Below are 22689 nucleotides of genomic sequence, written 5' to 3'. Positions count from 1 at the left end.
ATATCGCCCGGTCGCGGGCCCGCCATTACCCGTCGCGGCAGCACACCCTCAGGCGCGCTCCCGCAGCCGTTGGATCCGCACGTAGCGGTACCGCTTGCCGACCCGGCGGCAGCCCGCCGCGAGCGCCAGCCCCGCCGCGACACCGCCCGCGGCACAGACGATCACGGCGGGCAGCGTCGGCTCCCGACCCAACAACATCCAGGCCGCGCCGACCGCCGCCACACCGAGCAGGCCGGCGCTGACCGCGAGACCGACGCTCGCGGTGAAACGCGCGCTCCCCCGCCGCAGCGTCCGCGCATTGGACTCGGCGTACGCACCGGCGAACAGCAGCAGCAACAGGAGCCCGACGGCCGTCGCCGTGGTCGTCGACCGTTGCGCAGTCTTCATCCCGAACCGGTAGGCCGCCGTCTGGGACCCATTGTGGGACAACGCCAACTCCCCGGTGAGCTGCCCCGCGAGCACGTATCGGTTCACCGGCGCGGCCAGTTCTCCGGACCCGCCCGACAACACCGCGCCCTGTCCCCCGGCCCGCACCCCGAGCACATCCACCGACAGCTTCGCCCCGTCCGCGTCGCCCCCGGCCACCGTGATCGGCACCGGCTTCGACAGGTCCAGATCAACCGTGCCCGACGCCGGATCGACCCCGCCGATCCGAATCATCCCCGTCGGCGGCAGGTTTCGATCCGCCGCCCCCAGCCCCAGCACCGCGACCGCGACGGTCGCCACCGCCAGCACGCCCGCCGCCAGGAACGGCACCCGCGGCGAGGGCAAGGTGACCACCCGCTGCACCGGCACCAGATCCGCCCGCTGCACCTCGGCCAACCGCACCCCACCGTGCTGCACCGGCTCCTTGGGCCGCACCCGCTCCACCGGAACGGGTCGCGCCACGCCCGAAGCCCCGCCACCCCCCGGGTTCTGACCGAATTCCGGTCGCGCGCCCGCGAATCCCCGGCCAGGCGGCATGGTCCCTGGTCTCCGCTCGGCCTGCGGAGTGAAGGGTTCGGCTCCCGGACGCGGCGCGGGGCGGTCTGTGGGGGTGGGAGGTGGCTGTCGCAACGCCTCCCGTGACAGCGAGTCCGCGGTGGTGGCGTGCGGCGGAGGGGCCGGATTCGATTGCGGGCCAGGAGTGATCGGGCCGGAGCCGCGGGTCACCGCGCCGGGCGGCGGGGTCATGGGACCCGGTGGCCGACCCATGGGACCCGGCGGCGGCGTCAATGGCTGGTGAGCACTCGAGCCACGCGGACCGCGGGAACTACCGGTGGCGGCGGCGACGATGGTGTCCGCGCCGATGACCGGAATGCCCACGGGGGTGAGCCAATTCGCGCCCCACAGGTGGGCGGCGGGTTCGGCGAGGGCGATGCCGAAGGTTTCGGCGGTGTCGTAGCGGTCGGCCGGGTCGGGGGCCAGGCCGCGCATGACGGCGTCGGCGATCGGTTGCGGTACGAAGGGAGCCACCTCGGTCAGCGGGACAGGCTCACCGTAGGCGTGGGCGAAGAGCAGGGCGAGGGCATCGGCCCCGGGCGGGAACGGGAGCACGCCGGAGAGCAGCTGGTAGAGCATGGTCGCCAACGCGTACACGTCCGTCGCGGGTGAAAGCTGTTGCCCTCGAACCTGTTCGGGGGCGATGTAGGACGGGGTGCCGATGATCTCGCCCGCCCGGGTCACCAGCGTGTCCTCGCCGCCGACGATCTTGGCGATGCCGAAGTCGGTGAGCTTCAACGCCCCATTGGCGGCGAACATGAGGTTGGACGGCTTCACATCGCGGTGCAGAATCCCGCCCCGGTGCGCCGCGTCCAGCCCGGCCGCGCACGACAGCGCCACGGCCAGCGCCGCGGTGGCCTCGAATCCCGCCGTGATGAACCGGCTTTCGACCGTGCCGCCGGGCAGATACTCCAACACCAGCAGGCACAGGTCGTCGTGCTCGACGTAGTCGTAGACCGGCACCACGTGCGGATGGTCCAGAGCGGCCATCACCCGCGCCTCGGCCACGAACCGCCGCCGCACCTGCATATCGTCGGCGAACTGCGGCGGGATCTGCTTGATCGCCACCCGACGCCCGAGCCCGCGATGGACACCGGCCAGCACCACCCCGCAGCCGCCGCGCCCGATCTGACCGCCGATCTCGTAGCCGGGCAGCGCCGCTCGCACCCGCGCCAGTTCGGCATCGGTCGGATTCGCCACGCTCATCGACCCGCGCCCCCGGACGAAAATCCTTGCCCCTCGAAGGCACTCCGAATCGTTGGCTCGTCCTCGCCCAACTCGATCGGCACGGGCGTGTTCTTGCCCAGATCCACACCTCGCCCGATGGTGGTCTCACCGAATACGCCAGGCTCCGACGGCAGATCGGCCGGGTGACTCACCGTGGGCATTCCGCCGGAGTTCGGTTCCATGGCCGAGGCCAGCGGGCCATTGCCCGGATACCTGTTGCCGGTATGGATCTTCTGCGTCTCGCCCTCGGAGCCGGGCTGGCCGGGCCATGGGAGGTCACGGAAGGTTCCGCCGGGTTGTCCCACCGGGGCCAGATCCGGGAAGGTCCCGCCATAGGGCGGATTCGGGCCTGGCGGACCAGAAATGGGCGACGGACCCGGGCTGACCGGGAACCCGACGGGCGGACTGATCGGCCCGTCCGGTGTCGCGGCCGCGAAGCCCATGGCGTCGAGTTCCTTTGCGGCGGCGAGATCTTCGGGATCCAGGCCCAAGTCGTCGGACTGGCGGGGCGTCGGCGAGAGGTACCCGACCAGGAAGAAGACCGCGGCCACGCCCCCGGCCAGCGACAGCCACAGCACGGTGCCGGGCACCCACCACCGCGCCACCGACGCGGTGAAACCGATCATCAGGCCGATGCCGATGCCGGGGGCGAGCAGCCGCAGCCCGCGCTGCCACCGATTGGCCGAAAGCCGGTGACGCGCAACGGTCAAGGCCGCGTCCGCGATGGCGAGACCGGTGAGAACGGCGATGATGATCCCGAACAGGCCGTACACCGACACCAGCGACCCGCGCACGTCGACGACCGTGTGCACGGAGGTCAACGGCTTGCCGTCACCGCCGATCAGGGTCAGATCCGAGCCCACCAGCCCGGTGGCCTGACCGTCGAGCCCGGCCGGATCCAGTCGATAGGTGAGCTTCTCGGTCTTGCCCGCCGCCACGGTCAATTCGACCGTCGTGGAATAGGAGTAGAAGTTCAAACCGAGCACGTGCCCGGCCAGATCCACCCGCCGGACCGAGACGGGATCGGCGGTGCCGTTGTTCACCTCGACGACGACCAGCACCACCTGCTTCGGATCCAGGCGCACGGGATTGCTCGCGGTGGCACCGGCGATGGCGCGCCCGTCGACGGTGGCGGTCGCGCTCACCCCACCCGCCGCCCCGGCCGGTCCGGCCGCGAACGGTGCCGCGAGAGCGAGGAATACGGCCACCAGACCGGCGAGCGCCGCCGACCCGCGCCGGGCACGCGTGCGACTGATCATCGGGGCCTCCGTGCCGGGAGATGGGAGATCAGGCGGTGGCCGTAGAACCAGCCGCCGACGAGCAGGAAGAACAGCAGGACGGTCATCGTGGCCGCGCCGCCACCGACCTGACTGACCAGCACGATGTCGAGATCGGCGGCCAATTTCCGACCGCACTCGGCGGTCACCTCGTGCTGACCGATCTCGGTGTCGCCCGTGGTGAGGGTGGCCTCGAAGCCGCCATCGGAACGGGCCTTGGCGTCGCCGACCTTGGCGCCGCCGATCGACAGGCGCACATCGGAACCCGGCTCACAGCCGGAGCCGCTGGCCGTCACCTGCGCGCCGGGCGGCACCGCGGGCGGATTCAACGAGAGCCCGGAGGTCTGCGCCGGAACCGGCACGGCCGAGGTGGGTGTCGGGGGATCCGCGCTGGGCGGCACGGCCGCCGCCGGAGTGGTCGGTGGCGCGACCGCCCCGGTGGTCACCACGGGCGTCGTGGGCGGCACCGGATTCGGTTGCGGTTGGACCGGATTCGGCTGGGGCTGCACCGGATCCGGTTGCGGCTGCGGCTGATTCCCGCCCGGCTGCGCCGGTGTCGTCGCACAGGTCCCGTTGGCGGGTTTCACCGAACCGTCCGGACACGTCTCTTGCCTCGGCGTCGTCGGGCACGTCCCGTACGCGGGCTTCACCGAACCATCGGGACACGTCTCCGGCTTCGGGGTCGGGCACGTTCCGTACGCGGGCTTGATCGAACCGTCCGGACAGATCTCCTGCTTCGGTGTCGTCGGACACGTCCCGTACGTGGGTTTCACCGAGCCGTCGGGGCAGTACTCCCGCTTCGGCGTCGTCTGACAAATTCCGCTGGCGGGCTTGACCGAACCGTCCGGACAGTATTCCGGCTCCGTCTTGCCGCCGGAGCCGCCGGACCCTTTGCCGCCGGGCAGGCTGTCGTGGGTGCCGGAGCCATCGCACTTGAGCGGATCGTCGCAGTGCGGGGACGGCTCGCTGGTTATCGGGACCGGTTGGGTCGCACCGGGATTGGCCCACCCGACCGCGGCCGGGACCACCAGCGCGAACGCCGCCGCGAGGAGCAGAATGACCTGTAAGGTTCGGCGTGAAAGTCTCACCGCGCGGACCAGTTTCGCATGCCGGTCCCCACCGGCACGCCGAACAGAATGGGCAGTTGTGCTCATCGGCGTGACCTCGCTTGTTCGATGGTAAGGCCAGGCGTGCCCCCGCCGCCCTGTCTATCGCGATGGCGATCACCGACGTTCACATTCGAGACCTGATCTTCGACAGGGTCGAACGTTTCGCACGCTCACGATGGAGGACAATCGTCACCATGCACCGTTCCGCCCCGAAGTCCGATATCGACGAGTCCGCGCTGACGGTCACCGCGCCGAAGACCGAGGCCGCGGGCGTCAAGGCGGTCACCGTCGCGTTGGAACGCGCGGTCGAGGAGATGGGCGTGGTACGCACCGCGCGCACGCTGGCCCGGGTGAATCAGCGGCACGGCTTCGACTGTCCGGGCTGCGCCTGGCCGGAACCGACCGGTCGGCGTCGCCCGGCGGAATTCTGCGAGAACGGCGCGAAGGCCGTCGCCGAGGAGGCGACCCTGCGCACCGTCACCCCCGAATTCTTCGCCGAGCATTCGATCGCCGACCTCGCCGACAAGTCCGGCTACTGGCTCGGCCAGCAGGGCCGCCTCACCCACCCGATGGTGTTGCGCGAGGGCGATACCCACTACTCGCCCATCGCCTGGGACGACGCCTACCGCCTCATCGCCGACACCCTGCGCGGCCTGGACTCCCCCGACCAGGCCGTCTTCTACACCTCCGGCCGCACCGCCAACGAGACCGCCTTCGCCTATCAGCTGCTGGTCCGCAGCTTCGGCACCAACAATCTGCCCGACTGCTCGAACATGTGCCACGAGTCCTCGGGCACGGCGCTGACCAGCTCGATCGGCATCGGCAAGGGCTCGGTGACCATCGACGATTTCAAGGACGCGGAGCTGATCATCGTGGCCGGACAGAATCCGGGCACCAATCACCCGCGCATGCTCTCGGCGCTCGGCGAGGCGAAGGCGCACGGCGCGAAGATCATCGCCGTCAATCCGCTGCCCGAGACCGGACTCATCGGCTTCAAGGATCCGCAGACGGTCAAGGGCTTCACCGGCGGCATCACCATCGCCGACGATTTCCTGCAGATCCGCCTCGGCGGCGATATGGCCCTGTTCCAGGGCCTGGCCAGGCTGCTGTTCGAGGCCGAGGACCGCGCGCCGGGCACCGTCGTGGATCGCGCCTTCGTCGACGCGCACACCGCGGGCTTCGCCGACTACGAAAAGCACATGCGCGCGGTCGATCTCGGCATTGTCGAGCAGGCCACCGGGCTCACCCGCGAAGATCTGGACCGCACCGCTAGGCTGCTGGCCGAATCCAAGGCCACCATCATCTGCTGGGCCATGGGCCTGACCCAGCAGGTCCACGGCGTCGCCACCATCGAGGAGGCGACCAATCTGCTGTTGCTGCGCGGCATGATCGGCAAGCCCGGCGCGGGCGTGTGCCCGGTGCGCGGGCACTCGAATGTGCAGGGCGACCGCACCATGGGCATCTGGGAGAAGATGCCCGAGACCTTCCTGGCCGCCCTGGACCGCGAATTCGGCATCACCAGCCCGCGCGAACACGGCTTCGACACCGTCAACGCCATTCGGGCCATGCGCGACGGGCGCGGCAAGGTGTTCTTCGGCATGGGCGGCAATTTCGTCTCCGCCACCCCCGACACCGAGGTCACCGAGGCGGCGCTGCGCAATTGCGAACTCACCGTGCAGGTTTCGACCAAACTCAACCGCAGCCACGTGGTGCACGGGCGGACCGCGCTCATCCTGCCCACCCTGGGCCGCACCGACGAGGACACCCAGAACGGTGTGCGCCAACAGGTTTCGGTGGAGGACTCGATGTCCATGGTGCACCTGTCCACCGGCCGCCTGACCCCGGTCAGTGACCAACTGCGCAGCGAGGTCGCCATCGTCTGCGAGCTGGCCCAGGAATTGTTCGGACCCGACCACCCCGTGCCGTGGGCCGAGTTCCAACGCGACTACGACACCATCCGCGACGCCATCGCCAAGGTGGTGCCCGGCTGCGCCGACTACAACGCGAAGGTCCGGGGCCGCAACGGATTCCAGCTCCCGCACCCGCCCCGTGACGCCCGCGAATTCCGCACCGCCACCGGCAAGGCCAACTTCGCCGTCAACGACCTGCACTGGCTGCCGGTCCCCGAGGGCCGCCTCATCCTGCAGACCCTGCGCAGCCACGACCAGTACAACACCACCATCTACGGCCTCGACGACCGCTACCGCGGCATCCACAACGGCCGTCGCGTGGTGCTGGTCAATCCGGAGGACATCGCCGCGCTCGGCTTCGCCGAAGACGAACTGGTGGACGTGATCTCGGAGTTCGGCGACGGCGTCGAGCGCAAGGTGACCGGCTTCCGGCTGGTCGGCTACTCCACCCCGCGCGGCAATGCCGCCGCCTACTACCCCGAGACCAACCCGCTCATCCCCCTCGATCACGTCGCCCGGCGCTCCAATACGCCCGTCTCCAAGGCCGTCACCATCCGCCTCGAACGTCACCGTCACACCGCATGAGTAGAGTCACCGCCCGCCGCCGCACGCTGCGTATCTCCCCCACCGGCACCATCACCCGCCCCGATACCCTGGCGGTCGAGGAGCCGCTCGAAATCCGCACGGGCGGACAGTCGTTGACGGTCACCATGCGCACACCCGGCGCGGACATCGACCTGATCCACGGGTTCCTCTACGCCGAGGGCATCATCGATTCGGCCGAGGACATCGTCACCGCCCGCTATTGCGCGGGCACCGACGAGAACGGGCAGAACACCTACAACGTGCTCGATGTCCAGCTGCGCACGCCCGTCCCGATCACGCCGCGCCCCTTCCTCACCAACAGCGCGTGCGGGCTGTGCGGCAAGACCGCCCTCGACGAGGTCCGCACCCGCCTCCGGCACCCGATCCCCGCCGCCACCCCGCGCGTCGAGATCGACACCCTGACCAAGCTCCCCGACGAACTCCGTTCCCGCCAACAGGTTTTCGACGCCACCGGCGGCCTGCACGCGGCGGGCCTGTTCACCGCCGACGGCACCGCGCTGGCCGTGCGCGAGGACATCGGCCGACACAATGCGGTCGACAAGCTCATCGGCTGGGCTTTGCGTGAAAACCGGCTCCCCGCACACGATCTGCTGCTCATGGTGAGCGGCCGGGCCTCCTTCGAGCTGGTGCAGAAGGCGGCCATGGCGGGCATTCCCCTGCTCGGCGCGGTCTCGGCCCCCAGCTCGCTGGCCGTGGACCTGGCCGCCGACACCGGCCTCACCCTGGTCGGATTCCTGCGCGGGGAAACCATGAACGTCTACACCGGGGAGGACCGCCTCGTCCTGTGACCGGCCGTTCCACAGGGTGAGGCAGTCGGGTCCGTTCGCGCGCCTCGACTGTTAGGCTCCGAGTTAGAACACGTTTCAATTCTGATGGGAGTCTTCCATGGCAGCGCAGCCCCGGGATGTCGTCGAGCAGTACGTGAAATTGGTGGCCACCGGGCCGACCTCGGCCGTCGTGGACCTGTACGCCGAGGACGCGGTGGTCGAGGACCCGATCGGCACCCCCGAACGGCGCGGACACGAGGCCATCGGCGAGCTCTACAAGGCGCTCGAGAACCTCGACCGCGAGACCGAGCTGCACACGGTCAAGGTCGCCGGGAACCAGGTGGCCGCCCACTTCACCCTGGTGACCGTCTCCAACGGCCACCGCATGACCCTCTCGCCCATCGACGTCATGGAGCTGAACGACGAGGGCAAGATCATCAGCATGCGGGCCTACTGGAGCCCCGAGGACCTGAAGATGGAGCAGATCTAGCCCGCGGGCTTGTCCCCTCCCCCTCCCCGAATTACGGTGGCAGCACAGTGATTCGGCGAGGGCGGGAGGGCCTGTGCGGATCTCGTTGCGTGGCACCGGTGACGGCGTACGGGTGAATTTCCGGCTGGAGATCAACCGGCGGCGCTGGATCGCCCTGCTCACCATGCTGGGGGTGCTCACCGCCATCGGCCTCTACAGCGGCCTGTGGGCCGTGGTCGCGCCCGAGTCGTTCTACAACAGCTTCCCCGGCTTCGGCCTGCATTGGGTGCGCGCCGACGGGCCGTACAACCACCACCTGGCCGGTGATGTCGGGGCCTTCTTCCTGGCGCTGGCCGCCATCTCCGGAGCCGCCCTCTACTACCGCGACAGCGTGATCGCACGGGTTTCCGGGTTCGGCTGGCTGGTCTTCGGCGTCCCGCATGCCATCTACCACGCCTTCCACCGCCCGGAGACCATCGGCGGGTTCGAATTCACCCTCGAACTGCTTGCGGTGCTGCTCATTCCGGCCCTGGGCCTGGCGATTCTGCTGGTCGCCCCGCGTGAGCGCTTCCCGGTCCCCGAGCCCGCGCCCTTCACCCTGCGATTTCCCCGCCGCGAGCCTCCGCGCCGATGAATTTCGGGGCATCACACCGTCGTAACAGGTGACCCGATCGCACCGATTTTCGGAGTAGCGGAGTAAAGGTTCAACGGCGAACCACGGGGGATCAAGGACGATCCTCACCACGGGCGCGACGGCTTGCCGATCGTCACCGACTCCAGAGGCTTACCGGCGGTGTGGTTTCGAACCCGACGGAGGGCCCACAGGAGAACATCATGGAACTGTCGGTCACCCAGTTCGTCACCATCGACGGTGTCTACCAGGCGCCGGGTGGACCGGAGGAAGATCCGAGCGGGGGGTTCGCGCACGGCGGCTGGTCCGCGCCCTTCGGATACGTCCCGACCTGCACCCTGAACAAAGCGAGATAGCGAAACCGGCTCCGCGAGAATTCTCGCGGAGCCGGTTTCTTTTGTTCTTGGAAGGGGGTTCGGGGGGAAGCCCCTGAGAGACCGAGAGTGGCTTATGCCGACTTTTCGCGGCGCTCCGGGGTCTGGCGCTTGCGGGGGACGATCGTGGGTAGGACGTTGTCGTTGACGGTGTCGGCGGTGACGACCACCTTGGCGACATCGTCGCGGCTGGGGATGTCGTACATGACCGGGAGGAGGACCTCCTCCATGATGGCGCGCAGACCGCGTGCGCCGGTGCCGCGCAGAATCGCCTGGTCCGCAACGGCTTCCAGGGCGTCCTGGGTGAATTCCAGGTCCACGCCGTCCATTTCGAACAGGCGCACGTACTGCTTCACCAGGGCGTTCTTCGGCTCGGCCAGAATGCGGACCAGGGAGTCCTTGTCCAGGTTGGTGACCGAGGCGACGATCGGCAGACGACCGATGAACTCCGGGATCAGACCGAACTTGATCAGATCCTCCGGCATGACGTCGGCGAAGTGATCGGCGGTGTCGATCTCGACCTTGGAGCGGACCTCCGCGCCGAAACCGATGCCGCGCTTGCCGACTCGATCCTGAACGATCTTCTCCAGACCCGCGAACGCACCCGCCACGATGAACAGCACATTGGTGGTGTCGATCTGGATGAATTCCTGATGCGGATGCTTGCGGCCGCCCTGCGGCGGCACCGAGGCCTGGGTGCCCTCGAGAATCTTCAGCAGCGCCTGCTGCACGCCCTCACCGGACACGTCCCGGGTGATGGACGGATTCTCGGACTTGCGGGCGATCTTGTCGACCTCGTCGATGTAGATGATGCCGGTCTCGGCGCGCTTCACGTCGTAGTCGGCGGCCTGGATCAGCTTCAGCAGGATGTTCTCGACGTCCTCACCGACATAACCGGCCTCGGTCAGCGCGGTGGCGTCGGCGATCGCGAACGGAACGTTCAACATCTTGGCCAGCGTCTGCGCCAGGTAGGTCTTGCCACACCCGGTCGGGCCGAGCATCAGGATGTTGGACTTCATCAGCTCGACGGCCTCGCCGCGCGAGTCGCGGCCCTTGTCGCCGGCCTGAATTCGCTTGTAGTGGTTGTAGACCGCCACCGCGAGGGTGCGCTTCGCCGCGTCCTGCCCGATCACATACTGCTCGAGGAAATCCCGGATCTCCGCGGGCTTGGGCAACTCGTCGAGCTTGACCTCGCTCGATTCGGCGAGCTCTTCCTCGATGATCTCGTTGCACAGGTCGATGCACTCGTCGCAGATGTACACCCCCGGTCCCGCAATGAGCTTCTTGACCTGCTTCTGGCTCTTTCCGCAGAACGAGCACTTCAACAGATCGCCGCCATCACCGATGCGCGCCATCTCCTGGGTCCCTACTTCCTTGTCCGCGTGCAACCGTCTGTCCCCGGTTGTCGGCGAGCTTGCCTACTTCGAGCGTATGCCGCGACCCCTGAGTTTGCGGATCCGGCAATTCGGCCGTGTTTCCAAAAGCTTGTGATGGATCCAAAAAGCAGAGCCGACAACCACGAGCAAAGGTCCCTAGAGTGACCGTACCCGCTTCTCGTGACCGAGGTCGACAACTTGGGCACGTTTCTCACCGGACATGTGCGTGGACTCACCTCTGCCCGGGGCGGCGGGGACGATCGCGCCCGTCGGCGCACTCATCTCGGCCCCGCCACCCGCCCAGTTCACTTCTGGGCGCTGAGCTTGCGGTACTCGAAGACCGTGTCGACGATGCCGTAATCCTTCGCGTCGTGCGCGGTGAGGATCTTGTCGCGGTCGGTGTCCTTGCGGATGGTGTCGGCGTCCTTGCCGGTGTGGCGGGCCAGCGTGGTCTCCATGAGACGACGCATGCGCTCGATCTCGGCGGCCTGGATCTCCAGATCGGAGACCTGACCCTGGATGCCACCCGAGGTGGACGGCTGGTGGATCAGCACGCGGGCGTTGGGCAGGGCGGCGCGCTTGCCGGGGGCGCCGGCGGCGAGCAGCACGGCCGCGGCCGAGGCGGCCTGGCCCAGGCAGACGGTCGCGACGTCGGCGCGCACGTACTGCATGGTGTCGTAGATGGCCATCAGCGCGGTGAAGGAACCACCGGGCGAGTTGATGTACATGGTGATGTCGCGGTCGGGATCCAGGGACTCCAGCACCAGCAGCTGCGCCATGATGTCGTTCGCGGAGGTGTCGTCCACCTGCGCGCCGAGGAAGATGATGCGCTCCTCGAACAGCTTGTTGTAGGGGTTGGACTCCTTGACACCGAAGCTCGAGTGCTCGACGAACGAAGGCAGGATGTAGCGGCCCTGCGGCATCTGCATGCCGTTGGAAGAACCGGCGGCAGCGAAGGTGATGCCCGCGGCCCGGGGGTCGATCATGTTGGACATACGCGTCTCCAAAGTCTGTGTGAGTGGGCTGCGGACCTAGTTGCCGTTCGCCTGGTTCGCGTGGGTGATCACGTGATCGATGAAGCCGTACTCGAGGGCTTCCTTCGCGGTGAACCAGCGGTCACGGTCGGCGTCGGCGGTCACCTGCTCGACGCTCTTGCCGGTGAACTGCGACTGGAGCTCGTTCATCTCGCGCTTGGTGTAGGCGAACTGCTCGGCCTGGATCGCGATGTCGGCCGCGGAGCCACCGATGCCGGCCGAGGGCTGGTGCATCATGATCCGGGCGTGCGGCAGCGCGAATCGCTTGCCCTTGGTGCCCGCGGCGAGCAGGAACTGACCCATCGACGCGGCCAGACCCATGCCCACGGTGCGAATGTCGCACTCGGCGAACTGCATGGTGTCGTAGATGGCCATGCCCGCGGTCACCGAACCGCCGGGAGAGTTGATGTAGAGCGAGATGTCCTTGGTCGGGTCCTCGGCCGACAGCAGGAGAATCTGCGCGCACAGCTTGTTCGCGATGTCGTCGTCGACCTGAGTGCCCAGGAAGATGATTCGGTTCTGCAGCAGTCGCTCGTAGACCGAATCACTGAGGTTCAGACCAGCAGTCGGCGATGTCATCTGCACCCCTGCCTGATGAATTGTCACGGATACCTGCCCTCTCTCAACGGCTCGGTTACAAGCCCCTACTTGATCACTGAGAAAATCCAGCGCTGACACAAACCCTAACGAAACAGGGCGGCACCGAACTCCCGGTACCGCCCTGCTTCGCTCACAGCGCAAACTTATACCGCGCTGCGGTCAATGCTCTTACTTGGCCTCGGCCTCGGCGGCCTCGGTGGCATCGGCCACGGTAGCGAGCTCTTCGGCGGACACCTCTTCGGCCTCCTCGGCCGGGTTGCCGAACATCTCGGCGGTGTCCACGGTGTTGCCCGCGGTGTCGGTGACGGCGGCCTTGACCACGACACCGGCCAGCGCCTTGCCGCGACGCACGTCGGCGAAGACCGCGCCCAGCTGACCGGCCTGCTGGATCTGCTGGATGAACTGATCCGGGCTCATGCCGTAGCGCTGGGCCTGGAAGATGATCCGCTCGTACAGCTCGTCCTGGCCGACCTGGGTGTTGTCGGCCTCGGCGACGGCGTCCAGCAGCAGCTGGGTCTTGACCGACTTCTCGGCGGCTTCCTTGGTGTCCTTCTTGAACTCCTCGAGCGAGGAGCCCTCGGCCTCGAGGGCCTCGGCCAGCTTGGCCTCGTCGTGGTCGAAGCCGTGGACGGCGTCGTGCTCGACGGCGTCGATCTCGGCCTGGACGACCTTCTCCGGCAGCGGGATCTCGACGGCCGCGAGCAGCGCCTCGAGCACCTTGTCGCGGATCTCGCCGGCCTGCTGGACCTTCTTGACGCGCTCGACGCGGGTCTTCAGGTCTTCCTTCAGCTCGTCGATGGTGTCGAATTCGCTTGCCAGCTGGGCGAATTCGTCATCGGCCTCGGGCAGCTCGCGCTCCTTGACCGACTGCACGGTCACGGTGATCACGGCTTCCTTGCCCGCGTGCTCACCGGCGACCAGCTTGGAGGTGAAGTCCTTGGACTCGCCCTCCTTCATGCCGATCAGGGTCTCGTCCAGGCCCTCGATGAGCTGGCCGGAGCCGACCTCGTGGGACAGGCCGGTGGTGGAGGCCTCCTCGACGGTCTCGCCGTCGACGGTGGCAGACAGGTCGATGGAGACGAAGTCGCCGTTCTCGATGGCGCGCTCGACCGAGGTCAGGGTGCCGAAGCGGGCGCGCAGCGACTGCAGCTGCTCGTCGATGTCGGCGTCGGTGATCTCGATCGGGTCGACCGAGACGGCCAGCGACGAGTACTCCGGCAGGGTGATCTCCGGGCGGACGTCGACCTCGGCGGTGAAGGCCAGCTCTTCGCCGTCCTCGATCTTGGTGATCTCGATCTCCGGCTGGCCGATGACCTTGGCCTGGGTCTCCTGCACGGCCTCGCTGTAGCGCTTGGGCAGGACGTCGTTGACTACCTGCTCCAGCACCGCGCCACGGCCGACACGGGCCTCGAGAAGCTTGGCCGGGGCCTTACCCGGGCGGAAGCCGGGGATCCGGATCTGCTGCGCGAGGGCCTTGTAGGCGCGGTCGAAGTCCGGCTTGAGCTCCTCGAAGGGCACCTCGACATTGATGCGGACCCGAGTCGGGCTCAGCTGCTCGACGGTGCTCTTCACGGACATGCTCCTTGTTCGTTGTTCATGGTTGACGTCTAGGTTCCCCCCGAACGCATCCCGACCAGGTTAGTTGACGGCTCGATGAGCCGTGTAACCGGTCACGGCAGAGGGCAGCGTGACGGCCGGTCAGGTGACCGGTCGCCCTGGTATCGGGGGTTTTACCTCAGCTACCGACCTTGACGGCGTCGGTGACGAAGACGAGCGTTTCGAACGGCTTCATGCCGCGCCCGCCCGCGCCGTAGCCGAGGTCCGGCGGGATGATGAGCAGCCGGCGCGCGCCCTGCTGGACGCCGACCAGGCCCTGATCCCAGCCCTTGATGACCTCGCCCGCGCCCAGGTTGAGGGGGAAGGTCTCGCCGCGGGTGAAGGAGCTGTCGAGCACCTTCTTGTTCGACCAGGTGACCAGCGTGTAGTTCATGGTCAGCTGCTGCCCGGCCTGCGCGCCCGGGCCGCTGCCCGCGACCAGGTCCTTAACGATGAGCTGCTTGGGCGGATCGCAGTCGTCCGGAATGGTGATCTTGGGCGCCTGGCCGAAGCCGCCGTCGACCTTGATGTCGTCGGCGGTGCACTCGCGGCCCTTACTGGCCGTGGTGGTGGCGGCCGCGCTGGTGGTGGCCTTCGCCGTGGTGGTCGCCGCGGCCTTGTCGTCGCCGCTGCTCGAGCAGCCCGCCGCCAGCACCACCGCGGCCACGACCGCACCGATCGCACCGACCTTGCCCGCCAAGCGCATTCCCGCTCCTGTCCGTGATCCGGATGCCGCATGATTGCGACGCCGGGCCGAACCTACACGGCCGGATCGGTTCGCGCCGGTGCGGGCGCGGCCGCGAGCGTCTCGACCGCGGCGGTGATGGCCGGGCGCAGTTCGTCGAGGCCGCGGTCGGCGCCGAGAATCATGCGCCGCAGCTGCGGCATGGCCAGCGTCCAGCCGACCAGGCCGAGGGCGAAGAACAGCAGATCCCGCGGATCCCCGTCGGTCATGGCCGATTCGGCGGCGGCGACCTTCTCGAAGTAGTGGCGGGTGCGGTTCTCCTCGTCGGGGACCGGGTCGTCGCCGAGTTCCAGTGCCTCCCAGAGCAATAGGCGCAGCGCCTCGGGGTGGGCGCGGTGATGGTCGAACAGCCGGCCCGCGTATTCACCCAGGTCACCGCTGGGCGGCACATCCTGCGCGAGCTCACCCATGAGCCGCTCGAGTACCGCCGCGAACAGCGCCTTCTTGTCCCCGAAGTAGTCGTAGATGGCCCGCTTGTTGGCCTGCGCGGTGGCCGCGATGCGGTCGACCCTGGCCCCGGCCACACCGTAGGCGGCGAATTCGGTTGTCGCCGCCGCGAGGATGCGTTCCCTGGTGGCGGCCGAGTCGTATGCCATGTCCGCGATTGTAACGAACCAGTTCGTTTGACAGCTCGGCCACGCGGTTCATACGATCGGCAGCCATCCGAACCAACTAGTTCGATCGAAAGGATGGTTCGATGTCCATCCCGCTCAGCGCCCTCGACACCCCTCCGGCCCGGGGGCGAGCCCGGCCCGCACTGTTCCCGATGATGGCGGTGTGCAGCGGGGCGACCGTCGCGAATGTGTATCTGGCGCAGCCTTTGCTGGAGCTGTTCACCCGCGGGCTCGGCGTCACCGCGGCGGCGGCCGGTGTGGTGGTGACGTGTGCTCAATTCGGTTATGCCGCAGGGATTCTCTTCTTGGTCCCGCTCGGGGACGTGCGCCGGCGGCGACCGTTGCTGTCGATGCTGTTGGCGGTCACGGTGATCGGGCTGCTGCTGGCCGCCGCCGCGCCCGGGCTCACGCTGCTGGCCGCGGCGACCGCACTGGTGGGCGGGGCGACGGTGATCCCGCAGGTACTGGTGCCCCTGGCCGCCGAGTTCGCGCCGCCGCAGCGGCGGGCCTCGGTGGTGGCCGGGGTGCAGATCGGGCTCATGACGGGCATCATCGGTTCGCGAGTGATCGGCGGCGCGGTCGGCGATCTCTTCGGTTGGCGCGCGGTGTATCTGCTCGCCGCGGGTTTGACGGCGGCCGCGGGCGCGGTGACCATCGCGTTGCTGCCCAGGGAAGCGCGGCCTACGGCGTACGGCGCGGCGATGGCGGCCCGGCCGAGCTATCCGGCCCTGCTCGCGTCGCTGCCCCGGCTGTTGTTTCGTGAACCGGCACTGCGGCATTCGTGCGCCCTGCACGCGTTGTTGTTCGGCGCGTACACCGCGACCTGGACCTCCCTGGTCCTGGTATTGACCCGCGAGCCCTACCACTATCGCAGCGCCGTCGCCGGTTTGTTCGGCGCGCTCGGGCTGGCCGGTGCGGTGGCCGCACCGTGGGCGGGCCGGTTCGTCGATCGGCGCGGGGCCGTGCCGATCATCGCGGCGGCGGTGGCGCTCATGCTGGCGGCGGCCGGACTGTACGCGCTGGGCGGCACGGTGCTGCCGTGCCTGATCCTGGCGATCGTGCTGGCGAATGTGTCGGTGCAGTGGAGCCAAATCGCCAATCAGACACGGATTTTCGGATATCTGCCGCAGGCGCGCAGCCGCGCCAACACGGTCTACATGGTGGCGGTCTTCCTCAGCGGCGCGATCTGCGCCGCACTCGCCGCAGCCTGCTACGGGGCGTGGGGCTGGCTCGGCGTCTGCGCCCTGCAGGCCGTTCTGACCGTGCTCGCGCTCCCGGTTCTCCCCCTGGCCCGCCGCTACGACCGGCGGCACCTCACCTCTCAGAAGGAGCAGTAATGACCATGCCCGCCATGCCGAGCGCCGTCCTGCGGTTCTTCACCGCCTCCCAATCCGGCGATGCCGCCGCGTGGGCCGCGGCCTTCGCCGAGGACGGCGTCTTCCACGACCCGGTGGGCACCCCGCCGATCGTGGGGCGCACCGCGATTCACGAGTTCATCGCCGGTGTCATCCCGAATTTCCGTCCCTTCCTCGGACTTACACCGCACGAGGCGCACACCGTGGGTGACGCGGTCGCGGTGTCCTGGAGCGGCGCGGCGGTATCGCTGTCGGGGCGGCCGATCAACTGGTCCGGCATCAATGTGTACGAACTGAACGCCGACGGCCTGATCGCCGAGGCGAAGGCGTACTTCAATCGCGAGATCTTCCAAGCCCAGCTGGATCACTGAGCCGAGTCTGGCGAGCGCCGTTCACGACGGCGCTTTGGGCGCACGGCTGGGGCTGCTCGGCCGTGCGCCTAGCGGTCGGTGACCAGCAATGCGTATTGCGCGGACGCGCGGTGGTGGGCGTCCGGTTCGGTCGAGGCGGTGATCAGGGCCAGGTAGCGGCCGTCCAGGACGAGGCAGGAGTATTCGCTTTCGCGCGCAGCCGGATTCGTGTCGGTGTCTCGAAGGCAGACTGCGTCGGGGACACCGGGCGGCGCGGTGACCACGGTGTGCGCCGCGTCCGGTTGGGACAGTCGGTGCAGGGCCCGACGGGCCGCCACGGCGTCCGGAAAGCGAAGCAGCCGAGCGGAATCGGTGATCGCGACACCCTCGACGGGAATGCGATCGCCGTCGCCGGGGCGGTTGACCCAGGCGTCGGCGACGACCGGTCCGTAGACGACCCCGCTGGCGCTGCGATGTCCGCCCCATCCGGCGATGAGCTGCTGCTCGTCATGGGCGAGTACCGGGTTCGGCCATTGCCCGGGTGCGGTGGGGAGCAGGCGGCTCAGCATGCCGTCGGAGTCCATGGGCAGGGTCGACAGCTGCTCGTCCGAGGTGGGCGCGAAGGCGTCCAGTCGCGGCAGCTCGGCGTCGAAGGTCTTTTCGGCCAAGGTCTCCATGGCCGCGCGGTCGGTGGTCGGGTGGGTGATGAACAGGCTCACCACGAAGGGTCCGTGCGCGAGGGTGGCCGCCATGGTCGGCACGTAGGTGCGCCAATGTCCCCATGTCGCAAAGTATTCGGGGAATCCGACGCCGACATTGTCGTGATTGACCGCGAAGTCGCGCGCGTCGATCTCCCGGGCCGCGTCGATGGCGGTCATATTGTCGCGCATGCGCAGCACGGTGATGCGCACCGAACGGGCCGCCCCGATCGTCGGGGTACCCGTCGGATCATCCGTGCCGCCAATGCTGAACCCGGCCACCATCCCGTGCGAGACGAGGGTCGCCCAGGTCGCCTCGGCCAGAATGCCGACCACGTCCTCGGGCGTGGGCACCGGAACGGCCGAGATTCGCGACAGCGCCGGATCGACATCGCGCGGCGAGACGACAGCATCGGCCATCCGCGCCGATTCCATGACGCGCCCATAGGTTTCCCCGGCGTCCCGAGGCGCGACCAGCGGCCGACCGCTGTACCCGCCCAGATCCAGCGCCCCCAGCCGCGGCGTCGCCGCCGTGGGTGTGCCCGCGATGGCGCACGCGCTCACCAACGCCGCGACCACGGCAGCAGAGAGGAATCCGGCGTAAACGCGCCGCTCGGTCCGATCGATTCGGTGCATACCGCCACCGCCCACCACAGCTCCGGCCCGGGTCCGCCCGAAAACCTCCCCCGGACATACCCTTTCGAGTGTGAGCGGGCTCACTCCCGCTGGCAAGCCCCCTACACTACGGGCTCCCCACACCCGGATCTCGCGGTCCCGGATTCGAACGCGCCGGAAATGTGATTGCCGCATCGCCGCTGGTACGGGAGCATCACCGGATGCTGTTGACGATTTCTTGTACGCGACCGGAGGCGGCGGGCTGGCCCGCGACCGACCTGGGTTTCCTGCTGCACAAGAATCCCTCGCGCATACAGACTTTCGAGCAGTCCTACGGGGTGGCGCACGTGTTCTACCCCGAGGCCGACGCCGACCGCTGCACGGCGGCGCTCATGCTGGAGATCGATCCGGTGCGGCTGGTGCGCGGAAAGTCCAAGGGGACGCCGGAATTCAGTCTGGCGCAGTACGTCAACGATCGGCCGTACGCGGCGTCGTCGCTGTTGTCGGTGGCGCTGTCCACGGTCTTCGGCACCGCGTTGCACGGGCGTTGTGCGCAGCGGCCCGAATTGGCCGAGACCGCGCTGCCGTTGCGGATCGAGCTCCCGGCGGTGCCGTGCAAGGGCGGGCCGGAGTACGTCGAGCGGGTGTTCGCGCCGCTCGGCTGGACGGTCGTGGCCACGCCCCTGCCGCTGGATCCGGCGTTCCCGGAATGGGGTGACTCCCATTACGTGCGTGTGGAATTGACGGGGACGCTGCGGTTGGCGGACGCGCTGTCGCATCTGTACGTGCTGCTGCCCGTGCTCGACGGCAGCAAGCACTACTGGCTCGACACCAATGAGATCGACAAGCTGCTGCGCTTCGGCGAGGGCTGGCTCACCGGCCACCCGGAGCGCGAGTGGATCACCCGCCGATATCTCACCCGCCGCCACACGCTGGTCCGCGCCGCCCTGGCCCGCCTGGCCGAACTCGACGACGCCGAGCCCGAGGAACTCGACGCGATCGAAGAGGATGCCGACGCGGAGGCGAGCGACGCCGCGGCGGGCAGCGAAGCCGAAGCGGTGCCGGAGGCCGTTCCGGGCACGGCGGACGCCGTGTCCGGCGAGGTCGATGAGCGTGGGCCGTCGCTGGCGGTGCTGCGGCGGCAGGCCGTGCACCGGGCGCTGCTCGAGGTCGGGGCGAGCCGGGTGCTGGATCTGGGTTGTGGCCAGGCGGCTTTGCTGCGGGAACTGGCACCGGATCGGGCGTTCACCGAGATCGTGGGCGTGGACGTGTCGATGCGGGAACTCCACATCGCGGCACGGCGACTGCGGCGGCTGCCGGAGTGGCAGTCGCGGCGGGTCACGCTGCGGCAGGGTGCGCTGACCTACACCGACGCGTCGCTGAAGGGATATGACGCGGCGGTGCTCATGGAGGTCATCGAGCATGTGGACCTGCCCCGGTTGAAGGCATTGGAGCACGCGGTATTCGGGGCGGCCGCCCCGGGCGCGGTGGTCGTGACCACGCCCAACAGCGAATACAACGTGCGCTACGACGGGCTCGACGCGGGCGTGTTCCGGCACACCGACCACCGATTCGAGTGGAGCCGGGCGGAATTCGCGGAGTGGGCGGGCCGGGTCGCCGAGACGTACGGCTACGCCGTGCGATTCGAGCCGGTCGGGCCCGAGGACCCGGAGGTGGGGCCCTCGACACAGATGGCCGTATTCACCCAACAGCGGAACGACAGCGATGAGAAAGGAGCCGCGTAATGGCTGAGCTGTCCGTACCGGTGCTCTCGCTGGTCGTCCTCATCGGCAGCAGCGGATCCGGGAAATCGACGTTCGCGCACAAGCACTTCCGGTCCACGGCGGTCCTGTCATCGGACGCGTACCGGGGGCTGGTGAGCGATGACGAGGCCGATCAGTCGGCCACCGACGAGGCGTTCGCGCTGCTGCACCACGTGGCGGGCGTGCGGTTGCGGCGCGGGCTGCGGACCGTCATCGACGCCACCAATGTGCAGCCCAAGGCGCGCCAGGCACTGGTCGAACTGGCCCGCGCGCACGACGTGCTGCCGGTCGCCATCGTGCTGGACGTGCCCGAGGCCGAATGCGTGCGACGCAACGCACTGCGCGCCGATCGCGCCGATCTGGGTCCGCACGTGGTGGGCCGCCACCAGCGGGATCTGCGGCGTTCGCTGAAATTCCTGGAGCGCGAGGGCTTCCGCAAGGTGCACGTGCTGCGCGGCGTCGACGAGATCGACGCCGCGACCATCCGGGACGAGCGGCTGTGGAACGACCGCACCGATCTCACCGGGCCCTTCGACGTGATCGGCGATGTACACGGGTGCCGCAGCGAATTGGAGACGCTGCTGGGCGAACTCGGCTACGTCCTCGCCCGCGACGAGAACGGGCGCGCGGTCGACGCGCGGCACCCGGAGGGCCGGACGGCGGTGTTCGTCGGCGACCTGGTCGATCGCGGACCCGACACCCCGGGCGTGCTGCGGCTGGTAATGGGCATGGTGGGATCCGGAAACGCCCTGTGCGTCACCGGAAACCACGAGTTCAAGCTGGTGCGCGCGCTCGACGGCCGCCGGGTCAAGGTGGCGCACGGGCTGGCCGAATCGCTGGCGCAGTTCGAGGGCGAGGACGCCGAGTTCCGCAAGGCCGCACACGAATTCATGCGCGGTCTGGTCAGCCACTACGTGCTCGACGGCGGCAAGCTGGTCGTGGCGCACGCGGGGCTGAAGGAGGAGTACCAGGGCCGCACCTCGGGGCGCGTGCGCGAGTTCGCCATGTACGGCGAATCCACCGGGGAGACCGACGAATACGGGCTGCCGGTGCGCTACCCGTGGGCCAACGACTACCGCGGCAAGGCGCTGGTGCTCTACGGGCACACGCCGATGACCGAACTGGTGTGGGTGAACAACACCCTGTGTCTGGACACCGGCGTGGTGTTCGGCGGTCGCCTGACCGCCCTGCGCTATCCGGAGCGGGAGCCGGTTTCGGTTGCGGCCGAACAGGTCTGGTTCGAGCCGGTGCGGCCGCTGCAGGCCGCCACCTTCGCCACGGGTGCGGCCGTGGTGCAGCGGGACCCGGGCGTGCTGGATCTCGACGACGTGCTGGGCCGCCGGGTGGTGGAGACCCGCCACCTCGGCCGGGTGAGCGTGCGCGAGGACGCCGCGAGCGCGGCGCTCGAGGTGATGAGCCGTTTCGCGGTGGACCCGCGCTGGCTGGTGTACCTGCCGCCGACCATGTCGCCGTGCGCCACCTCCACCCTGGACGGCTACCTCGAGCATCCGGCCCAGGCCTTCGAGTACTACCGCTCCGAGGGCGTGGACACGGTGGTGTGCGAGGAGAAGCACATGGGTTCGCGTGCGGTCGTGGTGGTTTCGCGATCGCCGGAGGCGGCGCGGGATCGGTTCGGCGTCGAGGACGGCAGCACCGGCGCGGTGTACACCCGCACCGGGCGGCCCTTCTTCGACGACCCGGCGCGGACCGAGACGCTGCTGGCGCGGGTGCGGGTGGCGGCCGAAACCGCCGGGCTGTTCGAGGAATTGGACACCGACTGGCTGCTGCTGGACACCGAGCTGCTGCCCTGGTCGGCCAAGGCGATGGGGCTCTTGCGGTCCCAGTACGCGGCGGTCGGCGCGGCGGCGCGGGCCTCGCTCGCCCGGGCATCCGAGGTGCTGACGGCGGCGGCCGAAAGGGGTTTGGAGGTAGGTGATCTCGCGTCGCGCACCACCGCGCGCCGCGCGGACGCCGACGCCTTCACCACCGCCTACGGCCGCTACTGCTGGCCCACCGACGGTTTGGACGGCGTCCGCCTGGCCCCGTTCCAGCTGCTGGCCGCGTCCGGCGCGAATTACGCCGTGCGCGAACACAACTGGCACCTGGAACGCCTCGACCGCCTGGTGGCCGCCGACCCGGATTTCTTCGCCGCGACGGGCCGCCGCGTGGTCGACCTCGCCTCCCCCGAGGCCGAGGCCGACGCGACGGCCTGGTGGACCGCCCTCACCACCGCCGGTGGCGAGGGCATGGTGGTCAAGCCGCTCGCCGCCCTGGTGAGCGGCACCAACCGCAGCGGCCGCCCGGTCCAGCCGGGCGTGAAATGTCGTGGCCCGGAATACCTCCGGATCATCTACGGCCCGGAATACCTGCACCCGGACCACCTGACCCGGCTGCGCTCGCGCGGCCTCGGCGGCAAGCGTTCCATGGCTTTGCGCGAATCCGCCCTCGGCCTGGAGGCGCTGGACCGCTTCGTGGCCCGCGAGCCGTTGTGGCGGGTGCACGAAGCCGTCTTCGCCGTCCTGGCGCTCGAGACCGAACCGGTCGACCCGCGCCTGTAGGCCCGGGCAGCGGCCCTGCCGAACACGGCAGGGC

Annotated in this window: 19 protein-coding genes; 9 read left to right on the top strand and 10 right to left on the bottom strand. The window is 68.9% G+C overall.

The features are described 5' to 3' along the window. Positions 1-48: 48 nt before the first annotated feature. From VMT65_RS29550 to VMT65_RS29540, 3 genes are read right to left on the bottom strand one after another with little or no spacing between them, the layout of a single operon-like run. The gene (locus tag VMT65_RS29550; RefSeq protein ID WP_326311762.1) at positions 49-2187 is read right to left on the bottom strand and encodes a serine/threonine-protein kinase; all 2139 of its coding nucleotides are present in this window, start codon (positions 2185-2187) and stop codon (positions 49-51) included. Further along, a complete protein-coding gene (locus VMT65_RS29545) occupies positions 2184-3467 on the bottom strand; it encodes a hypothetical protein (protein WP_326311761.1) in 1284 nt (427 codons plus the stop codon). The genes VMT65_RS29550 and VMT65_RS29545 overlap by 4 nt, the downstream gene beginning before the upstream one ends. Continuing rightward, positions 3464-4072 (bottom strand): hypothetical protein, encoded by a 609-nt coding sequence (locus VMT65_RS29540; protein WP_326311760.1) that lies wholly within the window; start codon positions 4070-4072, stop codon positions 3464-3466. Before VMT65_RS29540 ends, VMT65_RS29545 begins: the two co-directional genes overlap by 4 nt. Before the next feature lie 716 nt (positions 4073-4788). On the opposite strand from VMT65_RS29540, the gene VMT65_RS29535 reads away from it, so the two are divergent. The 5 genes from VMT65_RS29535 (at position 4789) to VMT65_RS29515 (ending at position 9333) form a co-directional block, all read left to right on the top strand. Then, complete coding sequence (locus tag VMT65_RS29535) at positions 4789-7089, top strand: FdhF/YdeP family oxidoreductase (protein WP_326311759.1); 2301 nt, start codon at positions 4789-4791, stop codon at positions 7087-7089. Next, on the top strand, positions 7086-7898 hold the full coding sequence (gene fdhD, locus VMT65_RS29530) for a formate dehydrogenase accessory sulfurtransferase FdhD (protein ID WP_326311758.1): 813 nt from the start codon (positions 7086-7088) through the stop codon (positions 7896-7898). Before VMT65_RS29535 ends, fdhD begins: the two co-directional genes overlap by 4 nt. Positions 7899-7995: 97 nt before the next feature. Further along, positions 7996-8367, top strand: a complete 372-nt coding sequence (locus tag VMT65_RS29525; protein WP_326311757.1) for a nuclear transport factor 2 family protein — start codon at positions 7996-7998, stop codon at positions 8365-8367. 73 nt (positions 8368-8440) lie between these two features. Continuing rightward, entirely contained in the window at positions 8441-8980 is a 540-nt protein-coding gene (locus tag VMT65_RS29520; protein WP_326311756.1) for a hypothetical protein, read from the top strand. Positions 8981-9180: 200 nt separating this feature from the next. After that, positions 9181-9333 (top strand): hypothetical protein, encoded by a 153-nt coding sequence (locus tag VMT65_RS29515; RefSeq protein ID WP_326311755.1) that lies wholly within the window; start codon positions 9181-9183, stop codon positions 9331-9333. Positions 9334-9425: 92 nt separating this feature from the next. Here the strand turns inward: VMT65_RS29515 and clpX are convergent, their stop codons facing one another. The 6 genes from clpX to VMT65_RS29485 all read right to left on the bottom strand — a co-directional run bounded on the left by clpX (position 9426) and on the right by VMT65_RS29485 (position 15298). Beyond that, the gene (clpX, locus tag VMT65_RS29510; protein WP_326311754.1) at positions 9426-10706 is read right to left on the bottom strand and encodes an ATP-dependent Clp protease ATP-binding subunit ClpX; all 1281 of its coding nucleotides are present in this window, start codon (positions 10704-10706) and stop codon (positions 9426-9428) included. A 326-nt stretch (positions 10707-11032) separates the two neighbouring features. Next, positions 11033-11656, bottom strand: a complete 624-nt coding sequence (locus VMT65_RS29505) for an ATP-dependent Clp protease proteolytic subunit (RefSeq protein WP_326311917.1) — start codon at positions 11654-11656, stop codon at positions 11033-11035. A 102-nt stretch (positions 11657-11758) separates the two neighbouring features. Further along, positions 11759-12340, bottom strand: a complete 582-nt coding sequence (locus VMT65_RS29500; protein ID WP_326311753.1) for an ATP-dependent Clp protease proteolytic subunit — start codon at positions 12338-12340, stop codon at positions 11759-11761. 189 nt (positions 12341-12529) lie between these two features. Beyond that, positions 12530-13933, bottom strand: a complete 1404-nt coding sequence (gene tig / locus VMT65_RS29495) for a trigger factor (RefSeq protein WP_326311752.1) — start codon at positions 13931-13933, stop codon at positions 12530-12532. Positions 13934-14096: 163 nt separating this feature from the next. Beyond that, complete coding sequence (locus tag VMT65_RS29490) at positions 14097-14663, bottom strand: FKBP-type peptidyl-prolyl cis-trans isomerase (RefSeq protein ID WP_326311751.1); 567 nt, start codon at positions 14661-14663, stop codon at positions 14097-14099. A gap of 53 nt (positions 14664-14716) precedes the next feature. Further along, positions 14717-15298 carry a TetR/AcrR family transcriptional regulator gene (locus VMT65_RS29485; protein ID WP_326311750.1) on the bottom strand — a complete coding sequence of 194 codons (582 nt, stop codon included), beginning with the start codon at positions 15296-15298 and terminating at the stop codon, positions 14717-14719. 101 nt (positions 15299-15399) lie between these two features. Between VMT65_RS29485 and VMT65_RS29480 the strand changes: the two genes are divergently transcribed. After that, positions 15400-16653: an MFS transporter gene (locus tag VMT65_RS29480; protein WP_326311749.1), complete on the top strand. Its 1254-nt coding sequence runs from the start codon at positions 15400-15402 to the stop codon at positions 16651-16653. Then, on the top strand, positions 16653-17042 hold the full coding sequence (locus VMT65_RS29475) for a nuclear transport factor 2 family protein (RefSeq protein ID WP_326311748.1): 390 nt from the start codon (positions 16653-16655) through the stop codon (positions 17040-17042). Before VMT65_RS29480 ends, VMT65_RS29475 begins: the two co-directional genes overlap by 1 nt. A gap of 68 nt (positions 17043-17110) precedes the next feature. Here VMT65_RS29475 and VMT65_RS29470 read toward each other — a convergent pair whose 3' ends face one another. Next, on the bottom strand, positions 17111-18355 hold the full coding sequence (locus VMT65_RS29470; RefSeq protein ID WP_326311747.1) for a DUF7373 family lipoprotein: 1245 nt from the start codon (positions 18353-18355) through the stop codon (positions 17111-17113). 200 nt (positions 18356-18555) lie between these two features. Between VMT65_RS29470 and VMT65_RS29465 the strand changes: the two genes are divergently transcribed. After that, positions 18556-20079, top strand: a complete 1524-nt coding sequence (locus tag VMT65_RS29465; RefSeq protein WP_326311746.1) for a 3' terminal RNA ribose 2'-O-methyltransferase Hen1 — start codon at positions 18556-18558, stop codon at positions 20077-20079. Further along, positions 20079-22655 (top strand): polynucleotide kinase-phosphatase, encoded by a 2577-nt coding sequence (locus VMT65_RS29460; RefSeq protein ID WP_326311745.1) that lies wholly within the window; start codon positions 20079-20081, stop codon positions 22653-22655. Before VMT65_RS29465 ends, VMT65_RS29460 begins: the two co-directional genes overlap by 1 nt. Positions 22656-22689 lie beyond the last annotated feature (34 nt).

This window comes from Nocardia sp. CDC153, from assembly GCF_035818515.1.
Lineage (GTDB): Bacteria > Actinomycetota > Actinomycetes > Mycobacteriales > Mycobacteriaceae > Nocardia.
The sequence above is the reverse complement of the archived record's forward strand: the minus strand, read 5'-3'. Positions and strand labels throughout refer to the sequence as shown.